Genomic DNA, 16,978 nt, shown 5'->3' with positions numbered 1-16,978 from the left:
GAAAATTTTGTGAGTATAAGAAAAACCCGCTGGAGCGAGTTCTCTTTGCTATTTAATCCAAGCCCTAAACACTTCCTCATCAGAAATGGTTTCCGAGATAAAACTACCGTTGCTAGTGCGTTCAGACAGGCTAAGCTGGGTCACATCGACTTCATAAAGTTTGCCCGTTTTGGACTGGACATGAAGTACTTGACTAGTCGTTTCATCTTCATTTGCTGTGCTAAAGAGGTCAAAATCCCCCTGGTCCGTCAAGGCTGGACCAGCCGCAAAGACACGGTGAGGCTTAGCCTTGAGTTCGCGAAGCACCTGCAAACCACGCTTGGCACGGCTAGTTACAGGGATTTCCTCCGTCGCCATCCGCTTAAGGCTACCACGCTGAGTAAGGAGATAGACGGAGCTGGTATTGCTGATAAAGGCCGCAGCCACCACATCCTCGTCCTTGAGATTGACCGCCTTGACACCGGCCGCCTTGGCACCGATGATTGGCACTTCTTCGATGTTAAATCGCAGAGCGTAGCCCTTTTCTGTGATAAGCATGATGTCGTCTAAGACTACAGGCGATACAGTAATGACCACATCATCCGCATCTTTGAGTTTGGCATACTTGGTTGACTTAGACTTGTAAGTCCGCCAAGGAGTAAACTCCTTCCGCTCCACACGCTTGATTTGACCGTATTTAGTCACCGCGAAATAAGTTCCCTCTTCAAAATTCTCCACCAATTCAGCGAAGATAATCTCTTCATTGGTCTCAAAGTTCATAAGAGTCTGGCTCAGATGTTCACCAATGTCCTTCCAACGAATATCTGTTAACTCATGAATAGGTCGGTAGATGACATTTCCAAGATTTGTAAAGAGCAAGAGGTGCTGAGTTGTCTTGGCATTCTGTAAGAAAATCAGCTGGTCATCCTCTCGTTTGCCCATTTCTTCCAGCGTTGAGGCATTGAAAGAACGCGGACTTGTCCGTTTGATGTAACCTGCCTTGGTCACGCTGACAAAGGTTTCTTCTTCGACAATCAGGCTGGCAGTATCAATCTCAATCGCTTCTGCCTGATCCTGCAATTCACTCAAACGAGGATTGCCAAACTGCTTTTTGACCTCACGCAGTTCTTTCTTCATAAGATTGAACATGGTCCGCTCATCGCCGATAATAGCTGCCAAGGTCTGAATCTGCTCGCGTAGGGCTGCTTCTTCGTTTTCCAAGGTCACAATGTCGGTATTGGTCAAGCGGTAAAGTTGCAAGGTCACGATTGCTTCTGCCTGTTCCTCGCTGAAATCATAGCTGATTTTCAAGTTTTCCTTGGCATCAGCCTTGTTTTCAGAAGCACGGATAAGAGCAATAACCTCGTCCAAAATGGAAATGACACGGATCAAACCTTCTACGATATGGAGGCGTTTTTCTGCCTTTTCCTTGTCAAACTTAGAACGAGCAATGATAATCTCACGGCGGTGGGCGATGTAGCTGGAGAGAATCTTCTGCAAGCCGACCTGACGCGGTGTGAAATTGTCAATGGCCACCATGTTGAAGTTGTAATTGATTTGCAGGTCGGTGTATTTGTAAAGGTAGTTGAGAATGGTTTGCTCATCGCTGTCTTTTTTCAGCTCAATGGCAATCCGCAGACCTGTACGGTCTGACTCATCACGCACCTCAGCAATACCAGGCACCTTGTTGTTGACACGGACATCATCAATCTTCTTGACCAAAACAGCCTTGTTGACCTCGTAAGGAATCTCAGTAATGACAATCTGTTTCTTGCCAGCCTTGAGTTGCTCGATTTCACAACGGCTACGAACTACAACACGGCCCTTACCAGTTTCATAAGCTTTCTTGATTTCGTCAGCCCCTTGGATAATGGCACCTGTTGGGAAGTCTGGTCCAGGCAAGAACTCCATCAACTTTTCTAACTTAGCTGTCGGATGATCAATCATGTAGACAACGGCATCGATGACCTCCGCCAGATTATGCGGCGGGATGTCAGTCGCGTATCCTGCTGAAATTCCTGTCGCTCCATTGACCAAGAGATTAGGGAAGGCAGCTGGTAGCACAGTGGGTTCTTTTTCCGTATCGTCAAAGTTCCAGGCAAATGGTACTGTCTTTTTCTCGATGTCGGCCAGGAGATAACCAGCCATTTCCGACAGGCGAGCCTCGGTGTAACGCATGGCCGCAGGCGGATCGCCGTCCATGGAACCGTTGTTTCCGTGCATCTCCACCAAAATCTCGCGGTTTTTCCAGTCCTGACTCATGCGGACCATGGCATCATAAATAGAGGAATCACCGTGCGGGTGGAAATTCCCCATGATATTTCCGACTGACTTGGCAGACTTGCGGTAACCCTTGTCAAAGGTGTTGCCGTCCTTATTCATGGAATAAAGAATCCGACGTTGCACGGGCTTGAGACCGTCACGAATGTCCGGCAAAGCCCGCTCCTGAATAATGTATTTGGAGTAGCGACCAAAACGCTCTCCCATGATGTCCTCAAGGGACATGTTTTGAATGTTGCTCATAATTTTTCTTCTTTTGTTTTTTATTAGTCACTTAGTTATGTAAAAATAATTTCATGATAGCACTTGTGCATCACCTTGTTTGTTTTCTTACAAAGGAGGCTATCCATAGCTTCAATCTAGTCCATTTAGAAGCACTTGGTTTCCTATTTTTTCGTTCAAAAAAAGACTTCAAAGGCTCCTCTTTAACAATCCAAACTGTTGGATATTTTACCTTTAGATTTGTCGATGTATTGAAGCGTCGCTTTGGATTAGAAACTATTATTTTCAACCTCTTAGCATTACAAACAATCGCAGATTCATTTCTCAAAATAGTCCGATACATTTTTTCATTGCTAAGCATCTTATCTTTATATGTTTCACCACCAAATACATAACAGCATTTTAGCTTGGCATATACTGGATGTACTCTCAGTAACTCTTTTCTGAATATTTTATCTGCTTCTTCTTGCATTTTTTTCATTTTTTTATTAGCAATAAAAAAAGTGAGTAATGTTTCTATCAGTAAAAAGAATAAGAATATACCGATAATATTCACTTCAATGTATGAAATATTAAATACAAAAGTAATTATAGCTAAGACAATAGAAAAAACATCCAGACACTTTATTATATTTTCTAATTCAAAAATCTTGATATTACGTATATGATAAAATAACAGAAAGCATGAGTGGTGCAATTATTACCGAAAAAATAAGCCAAAAAGCTATATCCTCAGATTTATACAATGTAAATTCCGTAAATAATTCTTGTAAAAATTTTTGATTCTCTCCAGATAAGAATATGCTACTAAATAATAAGTGTGTTAATAGAAACGCATTCATAATCCAAGAAAATAAAATTGTAGGAATTTTCGCACGGAATCCAGTTAGGGAAAGTAATAAGTCACAGAAATAATAAAATACAATAAAAAACCAAATCAAGCCTAAGATAATGAGTAATATCATCATTGGCAGACTGCTCAAGATTGTATTGGGAAGCCATCTCCCTCCACATAAAACAACTGTCAAGACAAGAATATAGAAAATGAGTCGTATAGCACTGTGTCCTCGTTGAGCTACTGAATAAGATTTTAAGTACTCTCTGTTATCCAATATCCTCAGATTTGTTAATTTGGCAACCACTTCTATCTGCTCACGCTCATATTGACTCAGTATAATATTATTGTAAAGTTCTTTTATTCTCATTTTCTGCTCCTTCTGAACTCAACGAGATCATTTTCAAGATCCCCCCGACCCCAACATGAAAATCAGAGAATCTCGATCAGGGTAGTCATAGCGAATGGGCAGTTCTTTTTTTGATCTGCTTGAAGCCTTGCTTCTCATAAAAGCGGTGGGCGGCGTAGCACTTAGACGGCGTGTCCAAGACAATAGCCGTCATCCCCTTTGCCTGACAGTCAGTAACCAAGGCTTGATAGAGCAGGGCAGAAACACCCTTTTCACGACCACGAAAATCCTGGTGGACAAAGAACTTCTTCAAAACACCCACCCGCTCTTTGACAAGCAACCCAATCGTGCCGACCACCATACCGTCATCGGTCACAACCAGCCAAAAGTTACCACCCGTCGCCATGTAGTAGTCCTCAATAGCATTCATATCCGGCTGCTCCTCCAAAGACAAGGTCTACCTGATTGTCATAATTCTACAAGTACAAAATCAAGGCAATCACCTGATTTTTGTAGCGCCTATCATAAGGGATTAGTTTCATTTTTTATTTCTTTCTTTTTTATAAAATAGCAGAGCTACTCTTCCACCTTCCACTGGCTTGCCTGCCAGCTTCTAAAGTCATCGACATCTGTTTTGATTAATTTCAAACAGGCATTAAGGACAAAGGCATCATCAAGTAGACCTGCTCCAAGTATGAAATCTGGTAAGGCATCAATAGGACTGAAAAAATAAATCAAAGCACCTATAATTGCGAGGATTGTCCCTTTGGGTAACTTGCTGTAATCTCTCCGGATATAGCTTCGCACCATGGAAATCAAGCCTGGAATAGCCGCAAACTTATCTCCACCAAAAGGCATACGAGACAGTTTCCGTTCCGTGCTATGTAAAAAATGTTCTAATTTTCCTTGCTCAGATAGCAAGTTTTCTGCATGTTGCCGAGTTTTGGAAGATTGCCAAATCTTCAATGCCTGGTCAAACTTTTCTTCTAATTCCTGTTTGTTTGTAAATGGCTTGCGCTTTCGAGCCCATTCAGACAAGCGTTTTTGAAAACGGTCAATTAATTTTACTCTTATTGGCATAAAACACCTCGCATAGTTTGCTTGTGCTAGAGTTACAAATCCTCTGTGCGATAGAGATTGTATCCTTCATAGTAATAAGAATGGTCAATACCCTTGAAATAAGTAGCCTGACCAAGATCTTCCGTTAAGGCTTGCAATAACAGATATTTAAGCTCACCTGTTGATACATGACTTCTAATCATGGCATTGAAATACTCATCTTTATCAATGCTATTCCAATCAACCACCTTGCCCAAACTATCCCGTAGCATACAATCCAACCAGATACGCATACTGCGACCATTTCCTTCACGAAAAGGATGTGCGATGTTCATATCTGCGTACTTGTCAACAATCTCATCGAAAGTAGTATGAGGTAGCTTGTCAATATAAGCCAATGACTGCTCCAGAAAAATACGAGGGGCAAATTGAAAATTGTCTTTGGCAATGTTGACATCACGAATCTTACCTGCAAAGTCGTAAATATCCTTAAATAAAGCCTGATGAATGTGTGCCAAACCTGCAAAAGTCCCAACTTCTATCTGGAACAGTTGGCCTGTTTCGAACAGTTGAGCTGCTTTTTTCTTGCTAATTTGTTCTTCAAGACGGGCTAATTCAGCCGAATTTTCAATCCCAAATTTATTTTCTAAAACCATATAGCACCTCAACTTCCCTGAGATTATTTGGTAAAAGCTGTCGCTTCCTCCAAGGTAAACTTCACATTGTCTTCAATCCACTTGCGGCGTGGCTCGACCTTGTCGCCCATGAGGACGGATACGCGGCGTTCAGCACGGGCTAGGTCTTCAATGGTGACACGGATGAGGGTACGGGTTTCAGGGTTCATGGTCGTTTCCCAGAGCTGATCGGCATTCATCTCACCAAGCCCCTTGTAGCGTTGGAGGATAAAGCCCTTGCCAAAATCCTTGCGGAGATCTTCTAATTCTCCGTCAGACCAGGCGTAGGCAATCTTTTCTGTCTTACCCTTGCCTTTTGACATCTTATAAAGTGGTGGAAGGGCAATGTAAACCCGACCTGCTTCTACTAGCGGTCGCATATAGCGATAGAAGAAAGTCAGCAAGAGAGTCTGAATGTGGGCACCATCCGTATCCGCATCGGTCATGATTATAATCTTGTCATAGTTGACATCTTCCAGCGTAAAGTCTGAGCCAACACCTGCACCGATGGTGTAAATCATGGTGTTGATTTCTTCATTTTTGAGGATGTCTGCCATTTTCGCCTTGGCAGTGTTGATGACCTTACCACGCAAAGGTAGAATGGCTTGGAACTTGCGGTCACGGCCCTGTTTAGCAGAACCTCCGGCCGAATCTCCCTCGACCAGATAGAGTTCATTTTTGGCTGGATTTTTAGACTGAGCTGGAGTTAGTTTCCCTGATAAGAGGCCTTTATCCTTCTTGTTTTTCTTACCGTTTCGGGATTCGTCACGCGCCTTACGCGCAGCCTCGCGGGCGTCACGCGCCTTAATGGCCTTGCGAACTAGATTTGATGCTAGCTCGCCATTTTCCAAAAGGAAAAATGTTAGCTTGTCCGATACAATCCCGTCCACCACAGGTCGTGCAAGCGGGCTTCCCAGCTTGTCCTTGGTCTGCCCTTCAAACTGCAAATGCTCTTCTGGTACAAGGATAGAGAGGACCGCAGACAAACCTTCACGGTAGTCAGAGCCTTCCAAGTTCTTGTCCTTTTCCTTGAGCAAGTTGGTCTTACGAGCATAGTCGTTCATGGCTTTGGTAATGGCTAGTTTGAGACCTGTTTCGTGGGTACCGCCATCCTTGGTCCGAACGTTGTTGACAAAAGACAGGATATTGTCTGAATAGCCGTCGTTGTACTGCATAGCAACTTGGACTTGGAAACCTGCGTCTTCTCCTTCAAAATAAAGGACAGGTGTCAGGGTTTCCTTGTCTTCGTTGAGGTAAGAAACAAAGTCCTGAACACCATTTTCATAGTGATACTCCTCCTGCTCACCAGTCCGCTCATCTGTCAAGGTCATGGTGACTTGTTTGAGCAAGAAGGCTGATTCTTTCAGGCGTTCGGCAATGGTATTGAACTTGAAGTCCGTCGTTGAGAAGATGGTATCGTCAGGCATAAAGGTAACTTTTGTGCCTGTTTTTGATTTTGGAGCGGTACCAATCTTTTCTAGGGTCGTGACTGGCTTTCCGCCCTGCTCAAATCGTTGCTTATAAACAGCTCCGTCACGGGTAATCTCAACTTCCAACCAGCTAGACAGGGCATTGACCACCGAAGAACCAACCCCGTGGAGACCACCTGAAGTTTTGTAGCCACCTTGACCGAACTTACCACCTGCGTGGAGAACGGTGAAGATAACTTCGACTGTTGGTTTGCCTGTTGCGTGCATACCAACAGGCATTCCACGTCCACGGTCGGACACAGACAGGCTACCGTCCTTGTTAATAGTCACGTCAATCCGATTACCGAAACCAGACAGGGCTTCATCGACAGCGTTATCGACAATCTCCCAGACCATGTGGTGCAAGCCGTTTCCATCTGTGGAGCCGATGTACATTCCGGGGCGTTTGCGGACGGCGTCCAGCCCTTCCAGTACCTGAATGGCATCATCATTATAGTTATTTATATCAATCTCTTTCTTAGTCAAAACTGACCTCCATACTTATCATCCTTTCTATATTACAAGTTTTTAGGCATTTTTGCAAAATTTTTCTGTTTCCTATCGGCTGAGACAGCTCACAAAATAAGATTTTGGACTAAATGAGATGAAAATATGCTATAATGAAAACATGTTAGTCAATCTTATTTTACTATTTATTGCATATTTATTGGGATCTATCCCGTCAGGACTTTGGATAGGTCAAACTTTTTTCAATATCAACATTCGTGAACATGGTTCGGGAAATACTGGAACGACCAACACATTCCGTATTTTAGGTCCAAAGGCTGGTACGATTGTATTTGTAATTGATTTTCTCAAGGGAACGTTGGCAGCCTTGCTTCCGCTGATCTTTCATGCCCAAGGAATTTCTCCGATTGTATTTGGGTTAATGGCTGTACTGGGACACACTTTCCCTATCTTTGCCCAATTCAAAGGTGGAAAGGCGGTTGCAACATCTGCTGGTATGCTTCTGGGCGTCGCACCTGCTTTTTGCCTCTATCTCGTTCTAATCTTTGCCAGTTCACTCTACTTGACGTCCATGGTTTCCTTCTCTAGCGTCTTAGCAGCAGCTTTAGCAATCTTAGGAGCTCTGCTATTTCCAGCAATAGGAATCATCCTGCCAAGCTACGACTGGCTCTTTACAGTGATTATCGTCTTTCTTGGCAGTTTTGTCATCATCCGCCACAAGGAAAATATCCAGCGGATTTTGAAAAAAGAAGAAAATCTTGTCCCATTCGGCCTCAATCTAACCAAACAGAAAAAGCGAGTTTAACCACTCGCTTTTAATTTATAGGCTTTTAGTTTACTTTTAGTACTCGCTCCAAAGGTTCGGGGAACCTTTGGAGGTTGGAGATATAGCGAACAAAGTTCGCCTCAATAGCTGCAGACAGCTTGTACAGTCGAGTGACTGTGCAAGGTTGGAGATAGCACTTGCGGAGCAAGTCACCCCTGCAGAGTACGGCAAAGCGAGTTCAAACAATCCAGTGGAATGTTTGAAGTTAGAAATAAGGAAACGGAGTTTCCTATTGCGTCGAAGTAATAAAAGAAAAACTAAATGACTATATTTTGACTTCAACCACTTCAATTCTTTCCCCACCAAGCAAAATCAAATGGCAGTCTACACGATCTATCTTGTAGGCTTTTTTCAATGCCTCGGCATAGAGTTGCATTTGAGCTTGGTAACGTTGACTGAGTTGGCTTGGTTGGTCGTATTTGTCTGTCTTATAATCAAAGAGGACAATATGATCATCGTACAGTAGGTAGCCATCGATAATCCCACGAAGGACAAATTGTTCCTGTGACAAAGAATCTGTCTGCAAACTTGCAAATGGAGCTTCTCGATGAAGTTTATCCGTATTGGCTAGAATTTCTCTTCCTAAGTCTGTATCAAAGAAATCCAAAATCATCTGAACATTGATTTTGTCTTTAACCGCTTGCTCAGCATGAACAGCTTCTAGGGCTTCTCTTACCGTATCTTCTGTCACCAACCAAGACAGATCCAAACGTTGCATGAGTTCATGCACTGCAGAACCGACTTGGACTCCAGTGATTTTTGGTTTCTTGGAGAAATCTGGCAAGTTGAAGGTCCGTTTTGGATGGTATTTTTCCATAACTTCCATGCCATCTTGTTCCAAGACAGGCTCATAGAGCTTCTTGATTTGACTTGGAGTCCGTAAACTTGGCAATTCAATGGCAGCCTTATAGCCTTCGTTCAACTCTTGGACAGAAGACAACTGGTCCAAGGCCAGGGCGATGTCTTCTGATTGACGAATATCTTTAAGGCTGGCGTCTTCTAGCTTACTCTTCAATGTCAGTTTACCAATCTTCTCCTCTGTCAAATCCTCATCCGTTACAAAGACTTTCTTGAAGTGCAAGTTTTCTCCTGAAAAGGCCTCATCAATGGCTAGAATCCAGTCTTGGAAGGTCGCCATACTTTCACGAGTTGATTGGGCAAGTACGCCATCTTCCTTCTTACCATCGTATTTTTCAGCTAACTTGTCAGCATTACCCTTTCCAACCAGATACAGCTTCTTCTCGGCACGCGTTAGTGCAACATAAAGCAACCGCATTTGTTCTGAAAGATTGGCAATTTTTAGCTCTTGGAGATTATTTTGATAAGGAAGGGTGTTCATTAAGACTCGCACCTGAGGCAATGGGCTATTTACCTTATCTTTCATATCCGCTAAATATTGGATACCTAGACCATTTTTTCGGCTGATGATGACTGACTGGTAATGGTCTTCCAAGTTAAATCGCTTATCGATGTTCATGAGGAAGACATATTTAAACTCCAAACCTTTTGACTTATGGATGGTCATCAGCTGAACAGCATTTTGCGGTAGAAACTCTTGTACATCTGCCAAATCCTTATCATTTGCTAAGGCACGGTCAATCATGGCGATGAAGCGGGACAAACCCTTGTAACCTGTTTTTTCAAACTGGTTGGCACGCAGACCAAGTGCGTATAGATTGGCCTGACGCTTGCTGCCATTTGGAAGAGCACCGACATAGTCATAGTAGAATTTTTCATTGAAAATCTTCCAGATCAGGTCATAAATAGAATGCAGTTTGGCATAGGCACGCCAGTTTTCCAAAATAGACAAGAAATCCTTGATTTTCTTCTTCAACTCTCCTGACATAAGTTCAGGATGTTGCCCATTTGTTTGCTGGGCTATTTCCATTTTCTGGTAAAAGAAACCTGTCCCAGCCTGCAAGGAAATCCGTGTCAGTTCATCTTCATCGAATCGGAACATAGGTGATTTAAGCAGGGCAACCAAGGCATAGTCATTGAGTGGATTATTGATAACCCGCAAGGTATCCAGCATGATCATGACTTCTAAAGATTGCAGATAGGAGGCTGCTCCGCCATCTGCCACAATAGGAATCCCATGTTTTTCAAAAATGGACATAATGAGGTCATTGTGCGTCCGTTTTTGCACCAAGAGAGTGATGTCCTTGAAGTCTGCTCCATCTTCATTGTGAAGACGAATAATCTCTTTTGCAACGACCTCAATTTCACCAGCAGTCAGAGGTGTTTCCTCCTCAGCATCTGTTGAAGAGTTTGCGCTATCCTGCTGGTCATAAATCAAGTATTCCATCTCATGCTTGGGCTGGGCAATTTTTTGACCAGGACTACCAGCCACTAGACTGTGGGTGTCGTCATACTTGATTTCCCCTACTTGACGGTCCATCAGACGCGTGAAAATAGCATTTGTTGCCTCCAAGACCTCAATCTGACTACGGAAATTTTCCTTAAGCAAAATCAATTTCCCAGCCTGAGGATTTGCCTGATACAGTTCAAATTTCTCTTGGAAAATCATCGGATCCGCCTGACGGAATCGATAGATGGACTGCTTAATGTCGCCCACCATAAAGCGGTTGTGACCGTTAGACAGTAGGTCCAGCATTCGCTCTTGGCTATGGTTGTTATCCTGGTACTCGTCTACCATGACTTCGTGGTATTTTTCTTGGAAAAATTGGCGGATGTCCGCATTTTCTTCTAAAATACGAATGGCGAAATGCCCAATATCGCCAAATTCAAAGGCTGCTTCCTTGATTTTGACATCCAGATAAGCCTGCGAAAAATCCAAAACAAAGTCACGTAGTAATACAAGCAGTGGCAAAGCTTGAGCCTGATAATCTTTCAGCAGGGTTAATTCATAAACTTCCTGACCCAAATCTCGTAGTCCTGAGATAATCTGGCTCTTGCCAGCATTGTATTCTTCTTTAAAGGCTATCAAATGTTCATCTTTTGGTCGATTGGCATTGGTCAGGCCCTTACCTCTGGACTGATCATTGATGAGAAGGATTCTTTCAACCCGTTCCATCAAGTCCTTCTGGTCCAGACTATCTAAACCCGTCAGCAAGTCCAAAACTTCTTCCACATTGGCAAAATACTTAGCGGAACCAAAGTCAGTTCTGCCCCATTCCACATGGTAGCGGAAGAAATCTGCAGCTTGATAGAGCTTGTCTAAAACTTTTTCCTTAAAGCCTTGCTCTAAGATCTGCTCTATACGCTCCTGACTGTACAAATCAGTTTGAACAGCCTGCTCTTTCAGCCATTTAGTTGGACTGCTCGTCGATTGACTAAAATCATGCACCTGATAAACAACCTGACGGAAACCACTATTATCCTTACGGTTGCCTGAAAAATTGCGAACTAGTTTGCGGAATGTACCATTTTCATCCTGTTCAAGATAATCTGCAAAAAGCTGATCGAAAACCTCTTTTTTCAGACTTGCTTTTTCAGTCTCATCCTGTAAAATCCGAAACTGCGGAGAAATACCAAGGCTATAACCGTAGGTTGTGACCAATTTCTGCGTAAAGGAGTCCATGGTCCCAATATCCGCCTTGGTCAAATCTGCCAACTGGGCAGATAAATGCCGACGCAATTCCATATCGGTCGTCTCCGCAATGGTTTCATTTAGATTTTTCTCAATCCGCTCCTTCAACTCACCAGCCACTTTGACTGTAAAGGTCGAGATAAAGAGCTGGTCGATTCCCACACCACGCTTCAACTTATCCAAAATCCGTTGAACCATAACGAAGGTCTTGCCTGACCCAGCCGATGCAGAGACCAGAACATTCTGACCGTGCGTGTAGATGGCTTCAATCTGCTCAGGTGTGCGTTTTTGTTGCTTATCAGAATTGGCTTCCGCCAGCTGCACAGCCTTGATTTCTTCCTCGCTTAAAAATTGTTCAAAAGCCATTAGTCCTGACCTCCTTTCATTCGTTCCATCCAATCTTGACGCTTGGCCTCTTTGACCAACCGCCGTGCCATGCCCATGTGCCGATCCGCCTCAAAACCAGTGATTGCCTTCAACTGCTCACCTGCCACCGAGCGACCATCTTTGGTATAAGGGTTAATAGCAAAGCGACCATCCAGGATGTCCTTGGCAGCTTGTTTGTAGAGTTCTTGGTTGTGGTTCAATAAAACCGCAAACTCTTCTTCCGTGTAGAGTTGGTTACGAGTCTGATAAAAATGATTGAGCCCCTGACTTCCCTCCTTCAAGAAAAGTCCCTTGTAAACCAAGCTTGTATTGGCAGCTCCTTCTAGCTGTTCTACATTCTTCGTATCTTTTAACTTGATAATCGGATCCTGCAGATGCAAATACATAGCCCCAAAAACTGGTTTATATCTGGTTTCATCCAGCTCTTGTAAGGCTGCCAAGTAGGTCACCAACTGAGGTTTGAGACCATTGTAAAAATCTCCAACTGAAAAAGATTGGTCGCTGGACTTGTAATCCACAACACCGACAGCCTGATTGATTTGTAAGGTATCCAAGCGGTCAATGGTACCATTTACATGCACACTCTTGCCATTTTGAAGGTCAAAAACCAGCGCCTTATCCTGACGAAAACTCTTTTCCTGACCATCAATTTCAACCAAATCATTATCCCGCAAAATAGTTGCACTGGAACGAGCAATCTTATCCAGCACCTCCTCCGTATAGCGAGCATCAGCATCTTGGTTATAAAACATAGCAAATTCTGCCTCGTTACGGGTACGCAAGATGGCCTTGTCCACTTTTTGATCAAAATCTAGATCAGATTGGTCCATGACCACTCGTTCAAAAATCCGATGCAAGAACAAACCATGCTGAAAGGCAGTCGGATGGATGGATTCCTGTTCCCGCAAGCGAAGAACATTGCGGACAAAGTAAAGATATTGGTTGTTGTAGAAATTGGTCAAGCTGGATGCAGAAAGATGGAGCGGCTTATCCTCTGGATATAAAGCAGCCAAGGTATCAGCTGCAAGCTGTTTAGAAGTTATTTCGCCAGTAATGGTCGGAATTTCAATGCCTTGCGACTCCAATTTCTTTTTCAAATGGCGAACCAATACTGTCCAGAAGGCCGTCTGCCCTCCCCATTCTTCATGTTCAAGAGAGGGTCTTTCTGACTCAATCAAACGGGATAAGAGACTCTTGTAGTGACCGATGTCTTGCGGACTAAGTCTTTTCATCCTTCCACGTTCTTCGGATTTCAGCCCCATTTTTTGGAGAATCTTGATATAAGGAGAGAGACTATCTTCACCTTCGTTATAAATCTGAGGAGTAGAAATAACTAACTGTTCTGTCGCAGAATTAAGCAGAGACATCATAGCAGCATGGTTCTTCTTGATATTTTCTCGGCTGACCAAATCGAAACGTGAAGAACTAGCTGAAACAAGATTGACTTTTTCCATCTCTTCTTCTGTCAATAGACTGGTATTTTTAGCAACTTTTGGAAAATTGGACTGGCCCATTCCGATAGCATAAACATACTTTGCAGTGTGCGGCTCGATCAAATCATAGGATTTGACATTGACCACATCAACTGTTGCAGGAACGGTGCGATAGTGACTGGCCTGCATTCCAGCCTGTAAAATAGCCAGAAAATCATCCATTTTCAATTTTTCATTTCCGAAAATCTGATGAAAATTCTCAAGAATGTGGGTAAAACTTTTCCAGACCTGCTCTTCTTTTTCTTGCTCTACTTCGCTCAAATTTCGAGACATTTTTTCCATATTTTTAGGAAGCTCAATTGCCTCCAAAAATGCCATAAATTTCTCAAGCAAGGCAGTTCCAGATTGTGGTCCAGCCTTAAACAACTGGTTCAAAGGCTCCATAATCTTAGCACGTAGGGGTTCCAAGACATTCAAATCATAAACAAGCCTTTTCTCCTTAATGACTTCAGCGTCATAGTCTGCTCTGCTATTGGCCACAAACGCCCTCGAAAAAGCAGCCTGGCCTTTCATATCCGCAAAGAGGATGTAAGACTCAAATAGGTCCAGCTCCTTTTGGGAAATGCTGGCGTACAAACCAGATTTGAGGAGGTTGAGCAAGTCTTCCGCTCGGAAACGATAGCGGCGCAAGCGCTCCAAGGACTCCACAAAATGGACCAGGGGATGATGACTCATCTCCTCTGCCTTGCCGAAATAGTAAGGAATATCATACTTGTCAAAAATCTTGCCAATCTGCAACTTGTAGCTATCTACATCACCCAAGAGCAACAAGATGTCTTTATAGCGAGTCCCTTGATGCACAAGCTGACGAATCGCAGTCGCAACCTGCTCCACCTCTTCTTTTTGGTTGACAACCTCCCAGAGTTGGATTTTTTCTTGGTCTACTGGAGTCAAGTCTATCATGGTCCCGCTGTAGTCATAATAGGCTTCCATATTCTTTGAAAATTTACCGATACTGTCCAAGACTGGCTCTTGACCAATATAAGTGGCCTTAGTCTGGAACTGCGCTGATAACTGACGTAAAAAGTCAACGTTGGCTTGATAAACGTTCCCTTCCGCATAGGTGGCTTGCACAGCTTTCTTGCTGGCATATACACCAATCAGGATTTCCGACACCCGTTCATTTAAAGCACTTACTAAAGCTTCTTCTTCTGCCGAAAAACGAGAAAATCCATCTACCACCAGCACAATGTTTTTCAACTGCTCATCCAACTGACCAGTTTCCACCAAGCTCGTCAGCTCTGCTAACTTAGACTGATGCTCAAAGCCTTCTTTGGACAAAATGTCTGTTACAGCTAGAAAAATCTTTACCAAATCAGCCTGCTTATCTGGCGATTCCATGGCTTCCAAGTCCAAAATAGACATATTTGCCCGTTGCAATTCTTTGTATAAAGCAACTAGCTGGTTAATGAACCCAAAATCTGTCTGTAAACGACCATAGACTTTCAAGTCGCCGTCTTCAAATTGCGATAGAACACGAAAGAAAATCATGGCAAGACCAACATCATCCAGCGGTTGACCTGTTTCTTTCTTATCAATCATCAAATAGCGAGCGAGTTGCCCAAAACGGGTCACGATAATATCAAAAGTTGCCTGTTCAGGCAGGTATTCTAGAACCTTACGCTCCATCTCGAAGGACAGGGAGTTAGGAGCAATATAAAAAACACGCTTAGCTTCCTTAGCAAATTCTGCTGCCTCTTTGGTCAGATACTGTGTCAGGGGATTGCGAATATCTGTATAGACTAATTTCATATCAAATTCTCATACTTTCCATGAATATACTATGTCTAGTATATCAAAAATGCGTGTACAAAAAAAGGAAAGGCGAACCTTTCCTTTTAATTATTTTACCTTGATAGGAGGTTAGGAAAAATAATGTAATTAGTCTTCGTTACGACGACGTTTGCCTGCAAGAGCAAGAGCTGCTACAAGCATTGCTGCACCCAACACACTTGCTTCTGATGAAGCTTCACCTGTATTTGGCAATTGAGCCACACCAGTCTTAGTAGTAGTTGTTGGAGCTACAGGAGCCTGTGGTTTTGGTGCAACAGGTTTGCTTACCTTACGGTAAACATGATATGTATTACCGTCACCATCAGTGTATGTCTTACCTGTGAACTCATATCCTGGGATTGACTTGTTCGGTGTTGTTCCCTCTTCTTGCGGTGCAATTGGGTTACCATCTTCGTCAACGTGGTTTGTTACAACTTTCTTAACCTTACGGTAGATGTGTGTTGTATTGCCATCTGGATCTGTTACAGTCTTACCTGTGAACTCGTATCCTGGGATTGACTTGTTCGGTGTTGTTCCCTCTTCTTGCGGTGCAATTGGGTTACCATCTTCGTCAACGTGGTTTGTTACAACTTTCTTAACCTTACGGTAGATGTGTGTTGTATTGCCATCTGGATCTGTTACAGTCTTACCTGTGAACTCATATCCTGGGATTGACTTGTTAGGTGTTGTTCCCTCTTCTTGCGGTGCGATTGGGTTACCATCTTCGTCAACGTGGTTTGTCACAACCTTCTTAGCTGGAGTCACTTTACGGTAAACGTAAGTTACTTCAGTTGTCTTACCACCTACAACAGTACCAGTTTCTGAACCATCAACACGAACAAGCTCATAAGTTGTACCATCTTCTGTAGTGATAGTGTTTGGCTTGTTATCAGTTGTGTCATAAGACTTGCCAGCAGGAACGTTTGTTTCGTCTTGAACTGGTGCTTTGATAACTGTACCGTCTTCTGTTACGTAGTTAACCACAACATTACCATTTTGAACGTAAGGGATTAGTGTGTCTTCTCCTGGTTTTTCTGGAGTTGGTGGCACATAACCCTTACCTGGATCATTTGGATCTACTGGTTTCAATGGTGTGTTGTCCTTAGGATCTACTGGTGTGTAGCCCGGAACGTTTGGAATCACTGTACCTGGAGTTGGTGTTACTGGTACGTCTGGATTGTTTGGATCAAATGGATATGGAATTACTGGGCGTTCGTTTTCTGGAACACCTGGAATTTCTGGAATCCAGTTCGCAACTTTCTTATACACATAAGTGATTTCTGTTGTCTTACCACCTTCAACTTTACCATTTTCTGAACCAATTGTCTTAGATGGGATCAATACATAACGTGAACCGTCTTCTGTAACAATCTCTGTTGGTTTGTTATCAGTTGTATCGTATGATTTACCAGCAGGTGCATCAGTTTCATCCTTAACTGGACTCTTGATAACTGTACCGTCTTCTGTCACGTAGTTAACCACAACATTACCATTTTGAACGTAAGGGATTGGTGTGTCTTCTTCTGGATTTTCTGGTGTTGGTGGCACATAACCCTTACCTGGATCATTTGGATCTACTGGTTTCAATGGTGTGTTGTCCTTAGGATCTACTGG

General features: G+C 43.2%; 11 protein-coding genes. 1 reads left to right on the top strand and 10 read right to left on the bottom strand.

Going from position 1 to position 16,978, the window contains the following annotated elements:
• Positions 1–48 precede the first annotated feature (48 nt).
• From parC to parE, 7 genes are all read right to left on the bottom strand, one after another.
• Positions 49–2,502: a DNA topoisomerase IV subunit A gene (gene parC, locus P7J49_RS04620; RefSeq protein ID WP_408569672.1), complete on the bottom strand. Its 2,454-nt coding sequence runs from the start codon at positions 2,500–2,502 to the stop codon at positions 49–51.
• 70 nt (positions 2,503–2,572) lie between these two features.
• A complete protein-coding gene (locus P7J49_RS04615) occupies positions 2,573–3,037 on the bottom strand; it encodes a hypothetical protein (protein ID WP_408569670.1) in 465 nt (154 codons plus the stop codon).
• Positions 3,038–3,137: 100 nt separating this feature from the next.
• The gene (locus P7J49_RS04610) at positions 3,138–3,686 is read right to left on the bottom strand and encodes a hypothetical protein (RefSeq protein ID WP_044688431.1); all 549 of its coding nucleotides are present in this window, start codon (positions 3,684–3,686) and stop codon (positions 3,138–3,140) included.
• 85 nt (positions 3,687–3,771) lie between these two features.
• Positions 3,772–4,095, bottom strand: coding sequence for a GNAT family N-acetyltransferase (locus P7J49_RS04605; RefSeq protein WP_206597749.1), 324 nt, complete (start codon positions 4,093–4,095; stop codon positions 3,772–3,774).
• A 146-nt stretch (positions 4,096–4,241) separates the two neighbouring features.
• Positions 4,242–4,745 (bottom strand): YkvA family protein, encoded by a 504-nt coding sequence (locus P7J49_RS04600; protein ID WP_408569668.1) that lies wholly within the window; start codon positions 4,743–4,745, stop codon positions 4,242–4,244.
• 32 nt (positions 4,746–4,777) lie between these two features.
• The gene (gene fic, locus P7J49_RS04595; protein WP_408569666.1) at positions 4,778–5,380 is read right to left on the bottom strand and encodes a protein adenylyltransferase Fic; all 603 of its coding nucleotides are present in this window, start codon (positions 5,378–5,380) and stop codon (positions 4,778–4,780) included.
• A gap of 23 nt (positions 5,381–5,403) precedes the next feature.
• Entirely contained in the window at positions 5,404–7,353 is a 1,950-nt protein-coding gene (gene parE, locus P7J49_RS04590; RefSeq protein WP_408569664.1) for a DNA topoisomerase IV subunit B, read from the bottom strand.
• Between the two features lie 142 nt (positions 7,354–7,495).
• On the opposite strand from parE, the gene plsY reads away from it, so the two are divergent.
• A complete protein-coding gene (plsY, locus tag P7J49_RS04585; protein ID WP_012775062.1) occupies positions 7,496–8,140 on the top strand; it encodes a glycerol-3-phosphate 1-O-acyltransferase PlsY in 645 nt (214 codons plus the stop codon).
• Positions 8,141–8,426: 286 nt separating this feature from the next.
• Here the strand turns inward: plsY and addA are convergent, their stop codons facing one another.
• The 3 genes from addA to P7J49_RS04570 form a co-directional block, all read right to left on the bottom strand.
• Positions 8,427–12,077, bottom strand: a complete 3,651-nt coding sequence (addA, locus tag P7J49_RS04580) for a helicase-exonuclease AddAB subunit AddA (RefSeq protein WP_408569662.1) — start codon at positions 12,075–12,077, stop codon at positions 8,427–8,429.
• Positions 12,077–15,343, bottom strand: coding sequence for an ATP-dependent nuclease subunit B (gene rexB / locus P7J49_RS04575; protein ID WP_408569660.1), 3,267 nt, complete (start codon positions 15,341–15,343; stop codon positions 12,077–12,079). The genes addA and rexB overlap by 1 nt, the downstream gene beginning before the upstream one ends.
• Positions 15,344–15,472: 129 nt before the next feature.
• The coding region (locus P7J49_RS04570; RefSeq protein ID WP_408569659.1) for a MucBP domain-containing protein at positions 15,473–16,978 on the bottom strand (1,506 nt) is incomplete at its 5' end.

It is taken from the genome of Streptococcus suis, from assembly GCF_046032515.1.
GTDB classification, from domain to species: domain Bacteria; phylum Bacillota; class Bacilli; order Lactobacillales; family Streptococcaceae; genus Streptococcus; species Streptococcus suis_AL.
Note: the sequence above shows the minus strand (reverse complement) of the source record. Positions and strands in the feature narration are given on the sequence as shown.

Bases quoted from the DNA above. Each gene is read 5' to 3' on its own strand.
- P7J49_RS04605 (WP_206597749.1), bottom strand. From the start codon at position 4,095: ATGAATGCTATTGAGGACTACTACATGGCGACGGGTGGTAACTTTTGG.
- fic (WP_408569666.1), bottom strand. From the start codon at position 5,380: ATGGTTTTAGAAAATAAATTTGGGATTGAAAATTCGGCTGAATTAGCC.
- plsY (WP_012775062.1), top strand. From the start codon at position 7,496: ATGTTAGTCAATCTTATTTTACTATTTATTGCATATTTATTGGGATCT.
- rexB (WP_408569660.1), bottom strand. From the start codon at position 15,343: ATGAAATTAGTCTATACAGATATTCGCAATCCCCTGACACAGTATCTG.
- P7J49_RS04610 (WP_044688431.1), bottom strand. From the start codon at position 3,686: ATGAGAATAAAAGAACTTTACAATAATATTATACTGAGTCAATATGAG.
- P7J49_RS04600 (WP_408569668.1), bottom strand. From the start codon at position 4,745: ATGCCAATAAGAGTAAAATTAATTGACCGTTTTCAAAAACGCTTGTCT.
- parC (WP_408569672.1), bottom strand. From the start codon at position 2,502: ATGAGCAACATTCAAAACATGTCCCTTGAGGACATCATGGGAGAGCGT.
- addA (WP_408569662.1), bottom strand. From the start codon at position 12,077: ATGGCTTTTGAACAATTTTTAAGCGAGGAAGAAATCAAGGCTGTGCAG.